Annotated in this window: 13 protein-coding genes; 3 read left to right on the top strand and 10 right to left on the bottom strand. The window is 45.2% G+C overall.

Annotated features, from left to right (window positions below; genetic code table 11):
* Positions 1 to 43: 43 nt before the first annotated feature.
* Positions 44 to 1,150, bottom strand: coding sequence for a TRAP transporter substrate-binding protein (locus KKOR_RS00925; RefSeq protein WP_041296091.1), 1,107 nt, complete (start codon positions 1,148 to 1,150; stop codon positions 44 to 46).
* A gap of 132 nt (positions 1,151 to 1,282) precedes the next feature.
* Here KKOR_RS00925 and KKOR_RS00920 point away from each other — a divergent pair, with 132 nt between their 5' ends.
* Positions 1,283 to 2,014: a 2OG-Fe(II) oxygenase gene (locus KKOR_RS00920; RefSeq protein ID WP_012800124.1), complete on the top strand. Its 732-nt coding sequence runs from the start codon at positions 1,283 to 1,285 to the stop codon at positions 2,012 to 2,014.
* A gap of 92 nt (positions 2,015 to 2,106) precedes the next feature.
* Here KKOR_RS00920 and KKOR_RS00915 read toward each other — a convergent pair whose 3' ends face one another.
* The 6 genes from KKOR_RS00915 to uvrD form a co-directional block, all read right to left on the bottom strand.
* On the bottom strand, positions 2,107 to 3,240 hold the full coding sequence (locus tag KKOR_RS00915) for a S8 family serine peptidase (protein WP_012800123.1): 1,134 nt from the start codon (positions 3,238 to 3,240) through the stop codon (positions 2,107 to 2,109).
* Positions 3,241 to 3,570: 330 nt separating this feature from the next.
* Positions 3,571 to 4,704 (bottom strand): S8 family serine peptidase, encoded by a 1,134-nt coding sequence (locus KKOR_RS00910; protein ID WP_012800122.1) that lies wholly within the window; start codon positions 4,702 to 4,704, stop codon positions 3,571 to 3,573.
* A 238-nt stretch (positions 4,705 to 4,942) separates the two neighbouring features.
* Positions 4,943 to 6,778 carry a S8 family serine peptidase gene (locus KKOR_RS00905; RefSeq protein ID WP_012800121.1) on the bottom strand — a complete coding sequence of 612 codons (1,836 nt, stop codon included), beginning with the start codon at positions 6,776 to 6,778 and terminating at the stop codon, positions 4,943 to 4,945.
* 400 nt (positions 6,779 to 7,178) lie between these two features.
* Positions 7,179 to 9,251, bottom strand: a complete 2,073-nt coding sequence (locus tag KKOR_RS00900; protein ID WP_012800120.1) for a S8 family serine peptidase — start codon at positions 9,249 to 9,251, stop codon at positions 7,179 to 7,181.
* A gap of 454 nt (positions 9,252 to 9,705) precedes the next feature.
* Positions 9,706 to 12,009 (bottom strand): S8 family serine peptidase, encoded by a 2,304-nt coding sequence (locus KKOR_RS00895; RefSeq protein WP_012800119.1) that lies wholly within the window; start codon positions 12,007 to 12,009, stop codon positions 9,706 to 9,708.
* 208 nt (positions 12,010 to 12,217) lie between these two features.
* Positions 12,218 to 14,398 (bottom strand): DNA helicase II, encoded by a 2,181-nt coding sequence (gene uvrD / locus KKOR_RS00890; RefSeq protein WP_012800118.1) that lies wholly within the window; start codon positions 14,396 to 14,398, stop codon positions 12,218 to 12,220.
* Between the two features lie 56 nt (positions 14,399 to 14,454).
* Between uvrD and KKOR_RS00885 the strand changes: the two genes are divergently transcribed.
* Both KKOR_RS00885 and KKOR_RS00880 read left to right on the top strand, forming a co-directional pair.
* The gene (locus KKOR_RS00885; protein WP_012800117.1) at positions 14,455 to 15,219 is read left to right on the top strand and encodes a 2-keto-4-pentenoate hydratase; all 765 of its coding nucleotides are present in this window, start codon (positions 14,455 to 14,457) and stop codon (positions 15,217 to 15,219) included.
* Between the two features lie 53 nt (positions 15,220 to 15,272).
* Positions 15,273 to 16,226 (top strand): D-2-hydroxyacid dehydrogenase, encoded by a 954-nt coding sequence (locus tag KKOR_RS00880; RefSeq protein ID WP_012800116.1) that lies wholly within the window; start codon positions 15,273 to 15,275, stop codon positions 16,224 to 16,226.
* 444 nt (positions 16,227 to 16,670) lie between these two features.
* Here KKOR_RS00880 and KKOR_RS00875 read toward each other — a convergent pair whose 3' ends face one another.
* From KKOR_RS00875 to xerC, 3 genes are all read right to left on the bottom strand, one after another.
* On the bottom strand, positions 16,671 to 17,234 hold the full coding sequence (locus KKOR_RS00875; RefSeq protein ID WP_012800115.1) for a hypothetical protein: 564 nt from the start codon (positions 17,232 to 17,234) through the stop codon (positions 16,671 to 16,673).
* Positions 17,235 to 17,369: 135 nt separating this feature from the next.
* On the bottom strand, positions 17,370 to 18,035 hold the full coding sequence (locus tag KKOR_RS00870; RefSeq protein ID WP_012800114.1) for an HAD-IA family hydrolase: 666 nt from the start codon (positions 18,033 to 18,035) through the stop codon (positions 17,370 to 17,372).
* A gap of 3 nt (positions 18,036 to 18,038) precedes the next feature.
* Positions 18,039 to 18,938, bottom strand: a complete 900-nt coding sequence (xerC, locus tag KKOR_RS00865; protein WP_012800113.1) for a tyrosine recombinase XerC — start codon at positions 18,936 to 18,938, stop codon at positions 18,039 to 18,041.
* Positions 18,939 to 18,941: the final 3 nt, after the last annotated feature.

The raw sequence follows: 18,941 nt of genomic DNA, 5'->3' as shown, positions 1-18,941 counted from the left end.
GGCGCCAACTGGCGCCTTCTTTTTACTCTGTCTTTTACTTAGCTTACTGCCTTCCTCGGTAATAACTAACCTCTGAAACTTCATGCCAGCTTTTCGCTTGATCGCGGAACGTTTTAAAGGACTTTAAGATTCTCTGATCAAGTTCGGTTTTGGCCTGCTCTTCAATCATGGCGTCGGAAATAGTCTTTAACTCATCGAGCACATCTTTTGGTAATTCTTTTAACTGCACACCATGTTTCGTAACCAAAGTCTGCAAAGCTTTATTATTTTCTGCCGTAAAGTGAGCCAGCATATCCGCATTGGTTACTCGACAAGCATGACGAACGACATCTTGTAAATCCTGCGGCAATGCTTCAAAGGCTTCTTTATTAATTAGCGCCTCTAGCGTTGAACCCGGCTCTTGCCAGCCTGGGTAGTAGTAATATTTAGCTGCTTTGAATAAACCAAATGCTAAATCATTGTAAGGGCCGACCCATTCCGCAGCATCAATCGCTCCGGTGTCCAGCGAGGTAAAAACTTCACTGCCCGGCATCAATACAGGAATGCCGCCTGCCCTTTTCCAGACTTCGCCACCCAGCCCTGGTATACGCATCTTTAAACCTTTAATATCTTCGATTGAATTGATTTCTTTATTGAACCAACCCGCCATCTGAACCCCGGTATTTCCTGCAGGCTCTGGAATCAGATTAAAAGGCGCATACAATTCACGCCACAATTCAATACCGCCTCCATGCAATAACCAGCCATTCATTTCTTGCGCATTGAGTCCAAAGGGAACCGCAGCAAAGAAAGGTGACATCGAGAGTTTTCCAGACCAATAATAGGCAGCGCCGTGGCCCATCTGGGCAGCGCCAGTTGCCACCGCTTCAAAGACCTGCAAAGCTGGCACCAGTTCACCGGATCCGTAAACTTTGACCTCCATTCTGCCACCACTTAACTGACCAATTAACTTAGCCAGATATTCAGCACCTTCTCCTAAACCGGCAAAGTTTTTGGGCCAAGTGGTTACCATGGTCCATTTAATCTTTTCGCCACTTTTAACCGCTACCTGGCCGTCACTACATTCCGTCGGCGCTCCCCCGCAGGCAGCCAAACCTGCCACAGCTGCTCCGGCACCCAAAGCTCCAATAAACTTTCTTCTTTTCATCATATTTACCATTGATTACTTTGATTATAATTGAACACATAAAAGGACTGGCAACAATGTACCCAGTATAATAGGCTATGGCAACTTTGATTAATAAAAGACCAACAGCAAATTACGAAATGGGGTTATAGTGGTATGTCCAGTTTTATCAATATTTATAAAGAAGCATTAGATCCAGAGTTCTGTCAGCGCTGTATCGATAAATTCGAGAAAAGTGAGCACAAGCACCAAGGCCAAACCGGCGCAGGCGTCGATAAAATTAAAAAGAACAGTACCGATATTACCTGCACCAGTTTTCCTGATGAATGGCAGGAAGAAATGCTGCATTTGCAGAACGTTGTTCTACGCGGCTTAATTCACTACGTGCGTCAATATCCTTTCCTGCTTGCCGGTGCTATTTCACTGCAGTATCAAAACAAAGATGGTGAAATGGAAAACCTTAGCTATGTTGATGTGGAAAAAATGGATGACGCCAGTTTAGGCGAATTTATTAAAGCCGTTTATCGCCTTGGACCTGTAAATATGCAGAAGTACGATAAAGGTCAAGGTGGCTATTTTCATTGGCATTCAGAGCATTACCCACATCCAACCGATCCGCATCAAGACAGTTTGCACCGTAGTTTAGTCTGGATGTTTTATTTGAATGATGTAGAAGAAGGCGGCGAAACTGAATTCTTCTACCAGCAAATTAAAAGTAAACCTGAGCAAGGCTCACTGGTTATCTTCCCCGCAGGTTTTACCCATACCCACCGCGGCCAGAAGCCAGTCTCAGGTGACAAATATATTTTCACCAGCTGGGTGCTTTATCAGCGCGCGCAAGATATGTACGGTACCGCGCCACAAAATCAGGAAAAGCCGCAGCAGTAATTTTCAACTCTTTTTCTTTTACATAAAAAAAGCGCTCCGAGGAGCGCTTGAATTAACTATCCGTTAATTATTATTAGTTGTAGACAACACCCTTACAGATGAATAATCGGATCTGGGTTGCCGTCTGGATCGTTTCCGGCTGTGCCATCAGTTGATGGGTTGCCGTTACGTAGCATAATCACCGCACAGGCTGCTGGTGATGCCATTGAAGTACCTGACATTGTCGTCGTACCGCCACCTTTTCTAGTCGATAGTATGCTTACACCTGGAGCAGCGTAATCTACCGGTGGGTTACCATAGTTTGACCAGTAAGGCATATTGTCATTCGAGTCTGTAGCTGAAATGGTGTAAACGCGGTTGCCGCTAGCGCGTGCAGGAGAATAGTTGCTCGCATGACTGCCGTCATTACCCGCCGCTACCACAAAGTAGGCGCCTGAGCTTTGTTCTGCCGCTTCAACTGCATTATCAACGTCAGAGCTAGCTGGGCCGCCCAAACTCATGTTCACACAATCACCTGAATTAGCATTGGCCGCTACATAATCGATACCGGCAATAACACCTGAGTAAGAACCCGAACCACGTGAATCTAATACCTTAATTGGAACCACTGTAGCACCTGCTGCAACACCAACGACGTCCTGTGTATTATTAAGTGCAGCAATAGTACCTGCTACGTGCGTGCCATGACCGTTTCCATCGTCAACAGAAGCGTCTTTACCTTTTGTAAAAGCGGTAAAACCTCGGCTGGCATCCACATTCAAGTCACCATGATCAACGTCAATACCGGTATCAATCACCCAAGCGGTATAACCTGCTCCACTAACTGGACCACCAACGCGAGTGACACTCCACGGTGTAGTCTGGCCACCGCCACCACCACCACCACCTGGCTTACCTTTAAAGCTGACGCTTACTACGCCATCGGGATTCATGCTTTTCACATTAGCGTCCCCACCAAATGCTTTTTCGGCAGCGTGACACGGCATGTTAACAGCAAAGCCTTTAATTGAATTTTGGTAAACGTGGCGCACTGATGAATTAGCGCGTTGGGCAAGACCTTTAGCGAGACCTTTTACCTGAGATGCATCGACAGAATCGTTGAAGCTTATAATACAGCGGTTTTGGACATTAAGTTCGTCATTCGATGAGAACGTTGGTTCGACCGCCAATGCAGATGTTGAAAGGACCGCTAATCCAACGGCACTTGCGACTAGAGATTTTTTCATATACCTACCCCTTAGGATTTGTGAATTGCTCTATTTATCTTTGTTTCAAATTTCTGCTCAAACTCTATTCGATTCAGCAGACTCCATTTTTATAGCAATCAAATTTTTATCGCGCAATCATTATTTTTAATATTGAGAACTGGACAAACCAATAATTATTTTTTATGCGAAAAGTGTCGGTATGCTTTACAAAAACAACTGCATTTGTAGCGATTTGTAGCAATAGTTAGCAAAAAGTAATTCACTGCTATTTGCTCTACTGCCTCTTTCATAATAAAAAAGGCGCTCGATTAAGAGCGCCTTTACCTACCCCAAAATATCCAAACTTATCTATAGATGGATGATTGGATCTGGGTTGCCGTCTGGATCATTGCCGGCTGTGCCATCAGTTGATGGGTTACCGTTACGCATCATGATCACAGCGCAAGCAGCTGGTGATGCCATTGAAGTACCTGACATAGTCGTAGTACCGCCGCCAGCACGTAATGAAAGAATGCTTACACCTGGTGCAGCATAATCTACTGGTGGGTTACCATAGTTTGACCAATACGGCATGTTATCGCTTGAGTCAGTTGCTGAGATGGTAAACACTCGTGTGCCATTAGCACGCGCTGGAGAATGATTGCTGGCATGATCACCGTCATTACCTGCTGCCAATACGAAATAAGCACCTGAGCTTTGCGCGGCAGCTTTAACTGCATCGTCAAGCTCTTGGCTTACTGGTCCACCTAAGCTCATGTTGGCACAGTCACCTGAGTTTGCATTGGCTGCTACATAGTCAACACCTGCGATAACACCTGAATATGAACCTGAACCGCGTGAATCCAAAACCTTAACAGGAACTACAGTTGCGCCGGCAGCAACACCAACCACATCTTGCGTGTTGTTTAGTGCTGCAATAGTACCTGCTACGTGCGTACCGTGGCCGTTACCATCGTCGACACCAGCATCTTTACCAGAAGTAAATGCTGAGAAACCACGATTGGCATCAACATTCAAGTCAGTATGGTCAACATCGATACCAGTATCGATTACCCAAGCTGTGTAGCCTGAACCGCTTACTGGACCACCAACACGAGTGACACTCCATGGCGTAGTCTGGCCACCGCCACCACCACCGCCGCCTGGCTTACCTTTAAAGCTGACGCTAACCACGCCATCAGGACTCATGCTTTTGACATTCATGTCACCGCCAAATGCTTTTTCTGCAGCATGGCAAGGTGCATTCACTGTGAAGCCTTTGATTGAGTTTTGATAGACGTGACGAATAGATGCGTTTGCGCGTTGAGCCATACCTTTTGCTAGGCCTTTAACCTGTGAACCATCAACTGAATCGTGGAAACTAACGATACAACGATTTTGTACATTTAACTCATCATTTGATGAATACGTTGGTTGAGTTGCTGAAGCTGAGAATGACACAACGGCCATACCAACAGCGCTAGCGATTAGTGTTTTTTTCATATACCTACCCCTTAGTGTGTATATAATTTATGTTAAAAGATTTGCTCTCAAACATTATTTTTTCTAATGAAAGCAACGTACTTATATCAACATATATAGATACAATCAAACAAATTCTTCTATTTTATGTACAGGTCTTACCAATAAGTTTTTCTAATGCAAATATGCATTGTACTTTTTTCATTTGCGCATAAAAAAGCCCCGCCAAAGCGGGGCTAATTATCTCACGACTATTCGATTATAAGTCGAATGAAGCAGCACAAGTTGTTGTGCCAGACTCACAGATTGTCACTGTGTAAGTCGCTTGCTTGCTTGCACCGGAGTAAGATACTGCACCATCATTTACTTGAGTATCTTGTAGTACCGTAGCGCCACCTGAAGTAAGGGTGATGTCTACGTTAGAGTTAGAGAAACCACTCCAAACTAGATCCAGCTGACCGCCACCTTTAGAACGACTACCACTTGCAGTTAAATCACCTGCTGGTGGATCCGTTGGGTCTGTAGGATCTGTTGTGTCACCACCTTGGCAACCGTTTGCAGTGATGTAATCACTAGCTGCTTTAGCTTTAACAATACCGTAACCGAAGTAATCATCACGACCTGCTGCACCCTGATCTTCCGCAGTTGCTTTTAAAGCTTCACGGATTTCTGTACCAGTACAAGTAGGGTGATTTGACCATACTAGAGCTGCCACACCAGCTGCTGCTGGAGTCGCCATAGAGGTACCACTCATGTAGCCATAGTCACTGGCACCTGAGCTGATGCTCGCATTTGAAGCACCAACGATAGCTGCACGATCTTCGAACGCTGTGCCAACTGCTGGGATGCTAGTGGTAACACCAGTGATATCCATGTAAATAACGCCTTCGCCAGCTACGTTATTAATCACAACAGCACCAATACCGCCTGAAGTACCACAGTTATTGATTTTGTCTGCGAAAGAAATGTTACCACGGTCAATCACACAGATTTTACCGTTCGCGCCAGAGTCAACCGCTTCGCCTGTACCCATAAAGTAGGTTGAACCTGAAACTGAACCCGTGTTGTCAGTTGCTGCAGTTGGAACACCCACACCATCAACTGTTAGGCTGGCGATAGTAGCGCCACCTGCTGGGTAAGTTGATAAAGTATCAACACCACCCGCTGTGATTTCTACACCATAACCATCATGAGTTTCAGTTGTGGCTTGTTTACCACGACCAGAAGTCTTTGTGTTAGTTGGGAATTGCGAGAAGCTTGCGATGTTATTGTTAGCATCGTTAGCACCAATCATCATCACTGACTTGTAGCCTGCTGGGTATGAACGAACGTTGTTACCGTCGTTACCTGCAGCTGCTAATACTAAACCACCGTTGTTAGTGAAAGTGTTGAATGCATTCTCTTCAGTAGAGTTTGCACCGCCACCACCTAGTGACATGGTAATGATGTTAGCGCCAGCTTGCGTACATTTTTCAGCAGCGAACGCTAAGTCAGATGAGTAACCCCAACCTGAAGCGTTGAATACTTTGATGATGTGCATTGGAACGCCAGGAGCCATACCAACAACACCGATACCATTGTCAGCTGCGCCGACTGTACCCGCTACGTGAGTACCGTGTGGGCCACCGTCTGTGAACCAATCGCCAGTACCTGAATCGCTATCACCAGTAATAACTGACCAGTTAAAGTCGTTATTTTTGCCACCAGTTTCGCCTTGACCACCTGCGATACCAGAATCGATTACACAAACTTTTTGGCCAGACTGAAGCACTAATTGATCTGCTTGTGACTGATATACAGCATATGGAGTCAGCTGTTGAGCGCTTGGATCACCCGCATCATCATTATAGATAGCCATTGGGAAACGTTGGTAATCTGTTTCCATCGATTTGAAACCTTTCTGGCCGCGAATAGCACTTTTGCCATTTTCGTCCAACTCGACTGCGAACCAGCCATTGCCTTCTACTTTAACTTGATGACCTTTCTTAAGGCCTTGACCGTTACTATCGTAAGAAACGATCACGCGTTCAGCGTGTGCAGCTGAACCAAGCGCTAATAATGTGGCCGCGCAAGCCATCTTTACTTTAAATGACATTAAACCTACCCCTCGTTGGTTAACTTATGTCTTGAATAAATCAGTAATGTTCTTTTGTGTTGTTTCAGAATATTTTCGAAGATCTTATCAATGAATTTTTTCTGTCCACAAAAAAGCCCCATTTGCTATGGATTGCAAATCTCAAAATTCTATCCATAGCAAATGAGGCGATAATGATTAAAGCAAAGTGATCAAAAAGTCGTCAAGCAATAATTAAACTAATTGTACAAATTAGCTCATTTTATGCGAAATGTAACACTTTCTTACACCTATGTATCAGTTTGTATCGAGAAAGAGGTTGTTATTTGTACTATTAATGCATTCTTGCATTGCTTATAATTTTAGCCAAAAAAAAAGCGGACCTAAGTCCGCTTTTTCGTTTTACATTGTAAAGCTAGTTTTAGAACACAACTGATACTTCTGATGAGCAAGTTGAAGTTCCCGCTTCACAAATCTGGTAGTTATAGACTGCACCACCACGATTGTTAGTTGAATCAGTGTAAGCTCCATCGTTTGCTGTTGTTGCAATCAATGAACCATCACGGTAAACATCAACGCTAGTTGAAGAAGCACCGCTCCACGTCAAGTCAACACTATGACGACCTTTCACTTTGTAGCCAGTTGCAGTCAAGCTGATATCGCCACCAGTGTCACCACCAGTCGAAACTGTTACGGTTTGCGATGAACTGTCAGTTTGGCCCGCAGTATCAGTTACCGTCAAAGTCACAGTGTAAGAACCGTCTGCACCATAAGTGTGGCCTGGATTCGCTGCAGTGCTTGAGTTGCCGTCACCGAAGTTCCAGCTGTAACTTGCGATACCATTGTCATCGGAACTTGTGTCTGTGAAACTACAACTCAAATCAGTACACGAGTAATCAAAGCCTGCTACTGGTGAGCTATCAACTGGGTCTGTACCGCCACCGGCACAACCATTCGCTGACAAGTAATCATAAGCATTCTTAGCTTTAACGATACCGTAACCGAAGTAGTCATCACGGCCAGGATCGCCCTGATCTTCCGCAGTTGCTTTTAACGCTTCGCGGATTTCAGTTCCCGTACAGCTTGGGAAGTTTGACCATACTAGAGCTGCAACACCCGCGGCTCCAGGAGTCGCCATTGACGTACCACTCATGTAACCATAGTCACTTGGGCCTGAGCTGATGCTGGCATTTGAAGCGCCAACGATGGCTGAGCGATCTTCATACGCTGTGCCTACCGCTGGGATGTTAGTTGTAACACCCGTGATATCCATGTAGATAACACCTTCGCCTGCTACGTTGTTTATAACAACAGCACCAATACCGCCTGAGTCGCCACAGTTATTGATTTTGTCTGCGAAAGAAATATTACCACGATCAATCACACAGATTTTGCCGTTCGCGCCAGAGTCAACCGCTTCACCTGTACCCATGAAGTAGGTTGAACCTGAAACTGAACCCGTGTTGTCAGTTGCTGCAGTTGGAACACCAACACCATCAACTGTTAGGCTGGCAATAGTAGCGCTGCCTGCAGGGTAAGTTGAAAGTGTATCAACACCACCCGCTGTGATTTCTACACCATAACCATCATGTGTTTCAGTCGTTTTGTTACCACCTCGGCCTGATGTTTTGGTGTTTGATGGGAATTGAGAGAAGCTCGCAATGTTGTTGTTGCCATCGTTAGCACCAATCATCATTACTGATTTGTAGCCTGCTGGGTATGAACGAACGTTGTTACCGTCGTTACCCGCTGCTGCTAATACCAAGCCACCATTGTTAGTGAAAGTATTGAAGGCATTTTCTTCAGTTGAGTTAGCACCGCCGCCACCTAGTGACATGGTAATGATATTAGCACCACCTTCAGTACATTTTTCTGCTGCAAATGCTAAGTCAGATGAGTAACCCCAGCCTGAAGCGTTGAATACTTTGATGATGTGCATTGGAACGCCAGGAGCCATACCAACAACACCGAAACCGTTGTCAGCTGCGCCGACTGTACCCGCTACGTGAGTACCGTGTGGACCACCGTCAGTGAACCAATCGCCAGTACCTGAATTGCTGGTACCCGTAATAACTGACCAATCAAAGTCAAAGTTCTTACCGCCAGTCTCGCCATTACCACCAGCAATACCAGAGTCGATCACACATACCTTTTGGCCAGGCATTAGTGATAGTTGGTCTGCTTGAGATTGGTAAATCGCGTAAGGTGTTAATTGTTGAGTGCTTGGATCACCCGCATCATCATTATAGATAGCCAATGGGAAGCGCTTATGGTCAGCTTCCATTGATTTGAAGCCTTTCTTGCCACGAATAGCGCTTTTGCCCTTTTCGTCCAGCTCGGCTGCAAACCAGCCATTACCTTCTACTTTAACTTGATGACCTTTCTTAAGGCCTTGACCGTTACTATCGTAAGAAACGATCACACGTTCAGCGTGTGCAGCTGAACCAAGCGCTAATAATGTGGCCGCGCAAGCCATCTTTACTTTAAAAGACATTAAACCTACCCCTTGTCTGGATAACTCTTTTCATCATTATTTAATCTATCTAAATAATGATAACTTAATCATTTGCTAAAATTTCCGATCTAGCGATCGACATCTCGCAAATAAAGTGCGTCCGATTAAAGCAAAGGGCTTTCAATGTCGTCAAGGAACAATACAGCTAATTCGACAAATTAGTTAAAATAATCCTTAATGTATATAAACTTATCACGAATGTAACAGTACGTAGCATTATAACTGTAAATTTTATTGACATTAATTGATGTAGGCAGCTTGATTAACTAAAACTATAACATTAGTTTTAGTAATGACGATCTATTCTATTTCATGACCATCCTCTTTCTCACATTAGGTTTGTTTCTCAACTGGACTATCTGTCTCACAATCATCAGGCAAAATAAAAGGCCGCCGAAGCGACCTTTTATTTCGACAGCTTGTCTCTTGCTATCTAGTTAGAACTTCCTTCAAGACTCACGCCTGAATAGCTCTCGTAGCCATAAATCATGATGTAATAAGTGCCTTCCTGTGCGGTCAATGAGCATGACTCCTCATTACCATATTTGTAAGGACGGCAATCATAGCTTGAGGTAGTTGGCTCCGAACCAAACTTTACGTATAAGTCCGCATCACCCGATCCACCTGACATCACAACATCAACAGCCGAACGGCCTGCAGGAACTTCCAGAGTAAAGTACTGCTTGCTCGCTTGTGCTCCAGATAAATTAGACTCACTCAGTGTGTCATTGATTGGGTTAGAGCTTCCATCTACATAGTCTGCAACTAGGTCAACACCCGAATAGGCTTGATAACCACGAATCATCACATGCCATGTACCCGCTTGTGGCGAGGCAAAACTGCAATTCTCGGTATTACCACCTTTGTACGGACGACAGTCATAGCTCGATGTGGTTGGCTCTGAACCAAACTTCACGTAGAGATCCGCATCACCCGAACCACCGCTCATGTCAAACGTTAGATCGGTAGCACCTGCTGGCACTTCAAAAGTGAAGAATGTTTCTGAACCTTGAGTACCACTTAGATCAGCAGTCACAACACCTTTTTGAAGTTCATCGTCACCACTAGGAGGCGGTTCAGTTCCACCACCACAGCTACTATTGGCCAGGTAATCTATTGCCGCCTGTGTTTTAACCAGTCCATAACCCGTTTTGTTATCAACCCCAGAAGTACCTAGGTCAACGGCTGTCGCTCGTAAAGCATTACGGATGTCAGCTGCTGTACAACTTGAATGATAACTCCAGGCCAATGCCGCTACTGCGCTGACGTGAGGCGTGGCCATCGAAGTACCGTTATAGTATTCCCAGTTCTGGCCACCGTCTTTCGACATGGCAACGCTTTGACCTGCTCGATTAGCAAGCTCAAGTCCAGTGGAACGATCCACTGATACCACAGGAGTGCTGCCAATTTTACTATCGAAATCGATTAGGAAAGGGTGCTGCAATCCAGGACGAGCAGCATTACTGTAGACCACTACGCCAGATGCACCGGCATCCATACAGGCATTAACTGCACGATATTCTGGATAGTTATTTTCTGTTGAGCTGGTGTTATCAGCCTGGTTCTCACCACGCTCCACCAAACAGACTTTGCCCACCATACTAGGACAGCTGTAGCTGGTGCCAGATGTTGAACAAACGCCTAGCGTGCCTGAAGCAGAACCAACATTGGCACTATTATCAAACTGTAGACTGCTGTTGTAGAAGTTCTGTGGTACTACGCCATTATCGAAGTAATCCACACCTCCCACTTCCAACTGACCTAAATAACCGTCACCAATAGCAACGCTCGAAAGAATCGCTTCACCTGGTCCGGCAAGCTCAACCTGATCATTGCGCTGTGAGAAATTGGCGTGTTGGTTACCGGAATCAACTGCAGCGATAGAAACAACGTCATCATACGATGCAGGATAAGAATAAGAAGTGTCACCACCATTACCAGCAGCTGCGATACTCAAAACACCATTGCTGTAATAGTTTGAAAATGCATTGCCTTCTGTAGTGGAAGAGCCGCTACCGCCTAAGCTCATACTCACAACATTTGCGCCAGCTGTAACACAATCATCGACCGCATTAATCAAATCAGATGAATAACCCCAACCTGATTCGTTGAATACTTTGATAATATGTAAGTTAACATTAGCATTTGGCATCACACCAACCACACCGGAACCGTTAGCAACCGCAGCGATGGTTCCTGCCACATGAGTACCATGTGAACCACCTGGTTCGTACCAGTTGCCAGTGCCTGAGTCATTGGTACCTGAAACACTGTTCGAGCTTAAGTCAGAATTATTGATGTCATAACCTGAATCAATAATACATACCGTACGGTTACCCGCATTAGTATCAGAAACCAGATCAGCCTCGACGCGGGCAAGCCCCCAAGGCTCCACTTCAGTGGTATTAAGATCAGTCGACATCAGTTTACGCCTTAAGTCAGGCTCAACATATTCAATGTTTGGATTATTGCGCAGGCCTTTAAGTGCTTGAGCTGGTACTTCAATTGCGAAAGCATTATGTTGCTTCAAATCAACTTTAAGTTCACCGCCCGCTCTTGCTGCAGCAGATTTTACAGTTCGTCCATGTCCTGGTTTAAATTTGATGATAACGCGCTCTTTACCCTTTGCAGTGGTTGGCGCTTCGGTTGCCTGATCACCAAGACCATTAGCCCCATGAGCAGACACGCCCATTGCTAATAGTGATGCTGCGCAGGCCATCTTTAATTTAAAAGACATTTAGTTACCCCTTAGCTATATTTTTAGTTAAAAAAAAAGCCCTAATCTCCTAAGACTAACTCACGAGTTCCGTCTTAGGAGATTAGGGCTGGCTGTGGTTATACCAGTTAGAAAAATTGATTACAAGGGTAGCTTTGTATTAGTTTCTATAATGCCTACTTCAAAAACAATTTAATTTACTGTGATTATTGTCTTATTATTCAAATAGTTATGTAACAGGCTCTAGCTTTGCATAGGCTAGCATTAATTTCTTCAGTCCTTCCTTCTCAAAATTAATTTGCACCGATGCCTGCGGGCCTTCACCTTCATAATTGATGATAATGCCGGTGCCAAACTTCGGATGCTTGACCAACTGCCCAAGATAAAAACCTTCTGGGCCTTTGCGCTTGATGGGCGATTTGGCCGAGCGGTTAAATACCGGACGCTGCACCTGTGTATTCAAGCGAACTTCGGTTAACAGCTCATCGGGGATTTCACGAATAAAGCGTGATTGTTGCGGATAGGTCTCGCGTCCAAAAATACGGCGTTTCTCAGCAAAGGTCAGATAAAGCTGCTTCATGGCGCGGGTAATGCCTACATAAGCCAGACGCCTTTCTTCTTCCAGCCCGCCGGGTTCATCCACAGACATTTGATGTGGGAACAATTTTTCTTCGACACCGGCGATAAACACCAGTGGGAACTCGAGACCCTTTGCCGAATGCAGCGTCATCAGCTGCACCGACTCCTGATATTCATCGGCCTGCGTCTCGCCCGCTTCCAAAGTGGCGTGAGCGATAAAAGCCTGCAGTGGCGACATATCGGGCAGCTCATCCGGCACCACTTCATCCGGATCAAACTCGCGAGTAGCATTGACCAGTTCCTGCAAGTTTTCCTTACGTGCCTGACCTTTCTCGCCTTTTTCCTTGCTGTACATTTCCAGCAAGCCCGAATGCTCAATCACAATGTCAGTCTGTTCCCACAGATCCAATTCCGCAGTACTCGACTCCAGTTCATTGATCAGATGCAAAAAGCCAGCCATGGCGGTTTTAGCGCGCGGTGGCAATAATTGCTCAACCACCATTTTATTAGCCGCTTGCCACAATGAAGTCTGCTCCTCACGGGCTTGCGCGCGAATCAAATCCACCGACTTTTCGCCAAGACCACGTGCTGGTTGATTAACCACTCGCTCAAAAGAGGTATCGTCATCACGATTGGCCATTAAGCGCATATAAGCGAGTGTATCCTTAATCTCAGCACGTTCGAAAAAGCGCAAACCGCCATAGATTCGATATGGAATGCCTTTCTGCAGCATGGCATCTTCGAGAATCCGCGATTGGGCATTGCTGCGATACAAAATCGCGATGTCATCATAACTGTTGCCCTGCTGAATCCAATCTTCGATTCGTGCGGCTATAAAACGCGCCTCTTCCTGCTCATTGAAAGCCGAATACAAAATAATCGGTTCGCCCTGATTACCGTCCGTCCACAGGCTTTTACCCATCCGCTCATGATTATTGGCAATCACCGCATTCGCTGCTTTCAAAATAGTGGATGTGGAACGGTAGTTTTGTTCAAGACGCGATACCTTACAGTCCGGAAAGTCTTTCTCAAACTGCTGAATATTCTCAATCCGCGCCCCACGCCAGCCATAAATCGACTGATCGTCGTCACCCACAATGGTGATGCGGTTGTTGTCGTTGCATAGCAGGCGAATCCAGGCGTACTGAATGGCATTCGTATCCTGAAACTCGTCCACTAGAATATGCTGGAAGCGATCCTGGTAGTGCTTTAATAAATGAGGGTTGTTTGCCCAAAGCTCATAGGCTCGAAGCAGCAGCTCGTTGAAATCAACCAACCCACCTCTTTTACAGGCTTCTTCATAGGCGTAATAGACCTTGACCATTGTGCTGACAAAGAAATCCCCATGATGATGAATATCACCGGGCCGCAGGCCATCGTCTTTCTTGGCATTAATAAACCATTGCGCCTGCTTCGGTGGCCACTCGTTATCATCCAGATTGAGCTCTTTCATGACCCGCTTGATGACCCGCAGCTGATCCTGTGCATCCAGAATCTGGAAACCTTCAGGTAAGCCAACGTCCCGATAATGAGCCCGCAACAAACGGTGAGCAATGCTGTGGAAAGTACCAATCCACATACCACGAGCAGGCATCGCCAGCATGTCCTCAACCCGCCCTAGCATTTCTTTGGCCGCCTTATTGGTAAAGGTTACCGCCAGAATCGAATGGGCAGAGATATGCTCCACCTGCACCAGCCAGGCAATGCGGTGAACCAAAACGCGCGTTTTACCCGAACCAGCGCCAGCCAACACAAGCAGAGCTTTATTAGGCGCGGTAACGGCTTCTTTCTGGGCATCGTTCAGGGGTTGTATTATGCTAGTGGCATCCATTAGGGTATGCTTGCTTCTATTGAAAATAATCGGCCTATTGTAGGGAAAAAGCCACCATGAAAAAAGCATTGCTCAGCATTAGCCTCGTTTTCTCGACATTAGTTGTCGCATGCGTCTCCAGTAACAATCAAAACGAGAATCCGGGCGCCGACGATTTACAATCAGCCTATCAGCTACAATATCAATTAGTTCAAAGGGTTGCCTATCCGATCATTGGTTATAAGGCAGGACTCACCAGCGAAGCCGGCCAAAAGAAGTTTGGCGTTAGCGAACCGGTAGCCGGTGCACTGTTTCAGCCAGGATTGGCTTTTGACCGCAGTGTCTATCTACTTAGCGACCACACTAACCTAATGCTGGAAACTGAAATCGGCTTCATCCTTAATCAAAACATCACACAGCTGGTTACCGCGGAACAATTACCCGCCATGATTAAAAGCGTGGTACCCGTGATTGAGTTGCCGGACTTACGCTTCGAGAACCCGGACAACATTACAGGCCATGGCCTCATTGTGAATAATGTGGCTTCCAATAAAGTATTAGTCGGTAAGCCAATTGATGTGAGCTCTCTCAACATCAATGAAATCTCCACACTATTAACCCGCAATGGCGAGATGGTTATTCAAGGAAAAGCCAGCGATGCCATGGGCGATCAGTGGCAGGCATTGGCCTGGCTGATTAATCGCAGTCTCCGGTCAGGATATCCAGTCAGTGAAGGCAACCTCTTGATCACTGGCGCATTAGGCCCCATGATTCCAGCCGAGCGCGGTCAATATGATGCCGACTTTGGCAAGCTTGGCCATCTGACTTTCTCGATTCGATAGCTTTGCATATTCGATTTTTTACATACTTTATTTTTTAGACAGGAACGATATTTATGCGCGCAGTTTTTCTTGATGCCGATACCTTGGGCCAATGGCAAGATAGCGAACACCACAAAGCGAAAGTGGATTTGTCACCGCTCGTGGAATGCTTCGACGAATGCAAACTGTATGGCCTTACCAGCCCCAAGCAAAGACTTGAGCGCTGCCAAGATGCTGAAGTGATTATCACCAATAAAGTAGTTATTGATCGTGAATTGATGGATCAGCTGCCCAACCTGAAAGCCATTCAATTGGCTGCCACCGGCATGAACAATATCGATCTTGAAGCTGCCAAAGAAAAAGGCATCCAATGCTTTAACGTTGCCGACTATTCAAGCTTTGCCGTGGCACAACTGACCCTGCAATTTATTCTTAATTTCGCGACCCGCGCCAATGACCATTTCAATCTCACGCGACAAGGCGCATGGCAAGAAAGCCGCATGTTCACCCTGACCGATTTCCCAACCATGGAAGTGGCCGACAAAACTTTAGTCCTGATTGGCTACGGCAATATCGCCCAAAAAGTGGAAGAATTAGCTAAAGCATTCGGCATGCGAGTTATTATTGCCAATATTCCCGGCCGACCCATGCGCGACAACCAGGTGCCACTCAACAATGCACTACCACAAGCTAACTTCGTCTCGATACACTGCCCATTGACTAAAGAAACAAAAGAGTTAGTTAACAAAGACTTCATCGACCTCATGAAAACCGGCAGCTTTATCATCAACACAGCACGCGGCCCCATAATCAACGAACAACATCTTGCCGATGCACTAAAAAGCGGCAAACTCGGCGGTGCCGGCCTCGACGTTTTATCCGTCGAACCACCCAGTACCGACAACCCGCTGCTGCAAGACGATGTCCCCAACACCTACATCACACCCCACATTGCCTGGGCCAGCCATGAAGCAAAAATTCGATTGATAGAAGGCATGGCAGAGAATATGAGAGGATTAGTCGAGTAATTACTTCGTAATTGGGTGATGTGTTGCACCATTCCTGCAATACCTATTTTCGTCATACCGCGGCTTGACCGCGGTATCCAGTGACTTTATCTCTTCCCTCAATTAATCGTTTCGCCACTCGGCGAGTTCCTTTTTCTTAACGCCAAAAAAAGAACCAAAAAGAACCGCGCCCCGAGATTGAGGTTTCGCAAGCGAAACACTCTTCGTATCCGCCAAGCCACTTAACGCAGCGTCTGCCCCTTGGGTACCGTAAAATACGTACCATCTCCCTAAAGGGATTTCCTTCGGTCACCTAGCCGAATTTTCTATTCAAAACTTCCTGTTTTGAATAGCTATGTCTTAGCTACTACTCAGCTCAATCTAAGGGGGTTATTGGTGCAAATCTGAAAGCTATCTTTTGTAGAGGATGACGACGCAGAGTCTGTAGGAATTTGCCCATTTACACTATTTTTTTTCAATCGGCGTTCTCGGTGGAATAACAATATATCGATGTGCTAAAGCCCAATTTTTATCGAGTTCAAAGTAACACATTCCACGCTCACCTAAATTTTCTAAGTAATCTTCCTCACACAAATAAGATTCTGATACATGTGACTTATAATACTCATAAGAGAATGAATGAGACCGATTTTGCTTTACAGTATCAAACGTCAAGAGAACGAACCCATTAGGATCACCTCCACCTAAGGGATTAACCTTAGCATTGTATAAAGCTGTACAAATCTCTTCATAGTTCAAGATTTCTTTCTGCTCTTGTAGAGATAGTGATTTAAAGTACTCATCTTCTCTTACATCCTCTCCATCAAAGTAATAAATGCAGTGTTCTTCACCTATAAATTTGTGATTATTGTCATAGTAATAATTCTTAATAAACTCAAATTCATCAACGTTATCCTTAAAATTCTGCTTAGTAACTTTAAGTACTTTTTCTAACGAAGAATTTTGATCTATGGAGGGTCCACAAGCTTGTAAGCCTAGTGCAAGCAATAGCAATATAATTTTATTCATCACATAATCCTATTAAATGCTTCTTTGTATTTCACCCAAAGTCAACTGCGCTGTTCTAAATCGCTTCAGACGATTTTGACCGCGGTTAGCTATTGGAGGAAGTTCTCACGGAGCTGTGATATGAAAAAGGTTAGATTAACCCACCACCCACTCATATAACTTCCCGATATCCTTCACATGGATTTCTAAGTGCTGACAATTGGCGGCAATGCTGCTTTTAATGTCGGTGTCGTAGCTATCACCAATATGGAGAAGTTGTTGGGGTTCAATGTTTTTGAGTTCGCAGATGTTATGCAGCATTTCTGGTGATGGTTTGGCGCGACCATGAATACCTGCAATAAAATGTTGTTCAAAATAATCCATCAATCCTAAGGCGCTTAAATTTGAGTTGCCGTTGCTAGTGGCGAACAGGCTGTATTTCGATTTTAGTGCAGACAATAGATCATGAGTAAGTTGTGGGATTTTGATGTTACTTCGGCAGCCATAGAAAACCGCAAAGGCTGGATTAATTAGTGCTAAATCACCACCGGTTTGTTCCAGCATTTGGTGGATCATTTCTTTACGCAGCAGTGTCATGTTATCGAGTTCAGGACGATCTTCTTCTAATAGTTTTTTTGAGATTGCCTGCATAGCCTCAACGTTAAATTGCTTGCCTATGGGCGGATGTTCTTTTGCCAGAAAATCTAGCAGGTCTTGCTCGCACTTTTCTATAACTCCCTGGTTATCCCACAGGGTATCATCCAGATCAAAACTGATGACTTTGACTTTTTGCCAATCGATTTCACGGAGTTTCTCGGTCATATTCTATTCTTTCTTTTTCCTGGCTCTTGGGTGTGCCGCATCATAGGTTTTTGCTAGATGCTGAAAATCGAGATGAGTATAGATTTGTGTGGTTGAGATACTGGCGTGGCCAAGTAACTCTTGTACCGCACGCAAATCACTCGAAGATTCTAAAACATGGGTTGCGCAGGAGTGTCTGAGCTTGTGTGGGTGCAGTCGATCGTTTAATCCAAGCTTTTTGCCCCAATGCGCCAGTCTTTGTTGAATGGCGCGATTGGTCAGTCGGTTGCCTTGTTGGCTTAAGAACAATGCTTTTTCATCACTGTTCTTAGCAAAATTATTTCGCTCTTTTAACCACAGGCTCAATACTTTCTTTGAACTGTTACCGAACGGGACTTCACGAACTTTATTACCCTTGCCGAGCACGCGTAAGCTTTGATCCGAAAAACTCAAGTCATCTATGTCCATGGCGCTTAGCTCTGCAAGACGGATACCGGATGAATACAATAATTCCATCATGGCTTTGTCACGAACTTCAATTGGCTCATCTTCCGGCATTTGATCGAGGAAGTGATTGAGACTATCCACATCGATATTTTTCGGTAAACGCTTTGCCTTTTTTGGCCCACGAACACCCACTGCAGGATTAACTGTTATTTTCTTTTCGCTTAATAGGAACTCTAAGAAACGGCGCATTGCCGATAACTGGAGTGCGCTACTGGAAGGCGATGCTCCTTGCCGATGTCGTTTAGCAATGAGCATCCGAATATCTTGTGTGGTGATTTGTTGCCAGTTGCTGTAACCAGCATCATGACAAAAGGCTAATAATCTTTCTAACTGACGTCTGTAATTATTGACCGTGTGTTCTGAATAGCGCTTTTCATGCAACAGTCTGTTTAGATAGCGTTGAATATCAGATTCCATGGT

Source organism: Kangiella koreensis DSM 16069, assembly GCF_000024085.1.
GTDB lineage: Bacteria > Pseudomonadota > Gammaproteobacteria > Enterobacterales > Kangiellaceae > Kangiella > Kangiella koreensis.
Note: the sequence above shows the minus strand (reverse complement) of the source record. Positions and strands in the feature narration are given on the sequence as shown.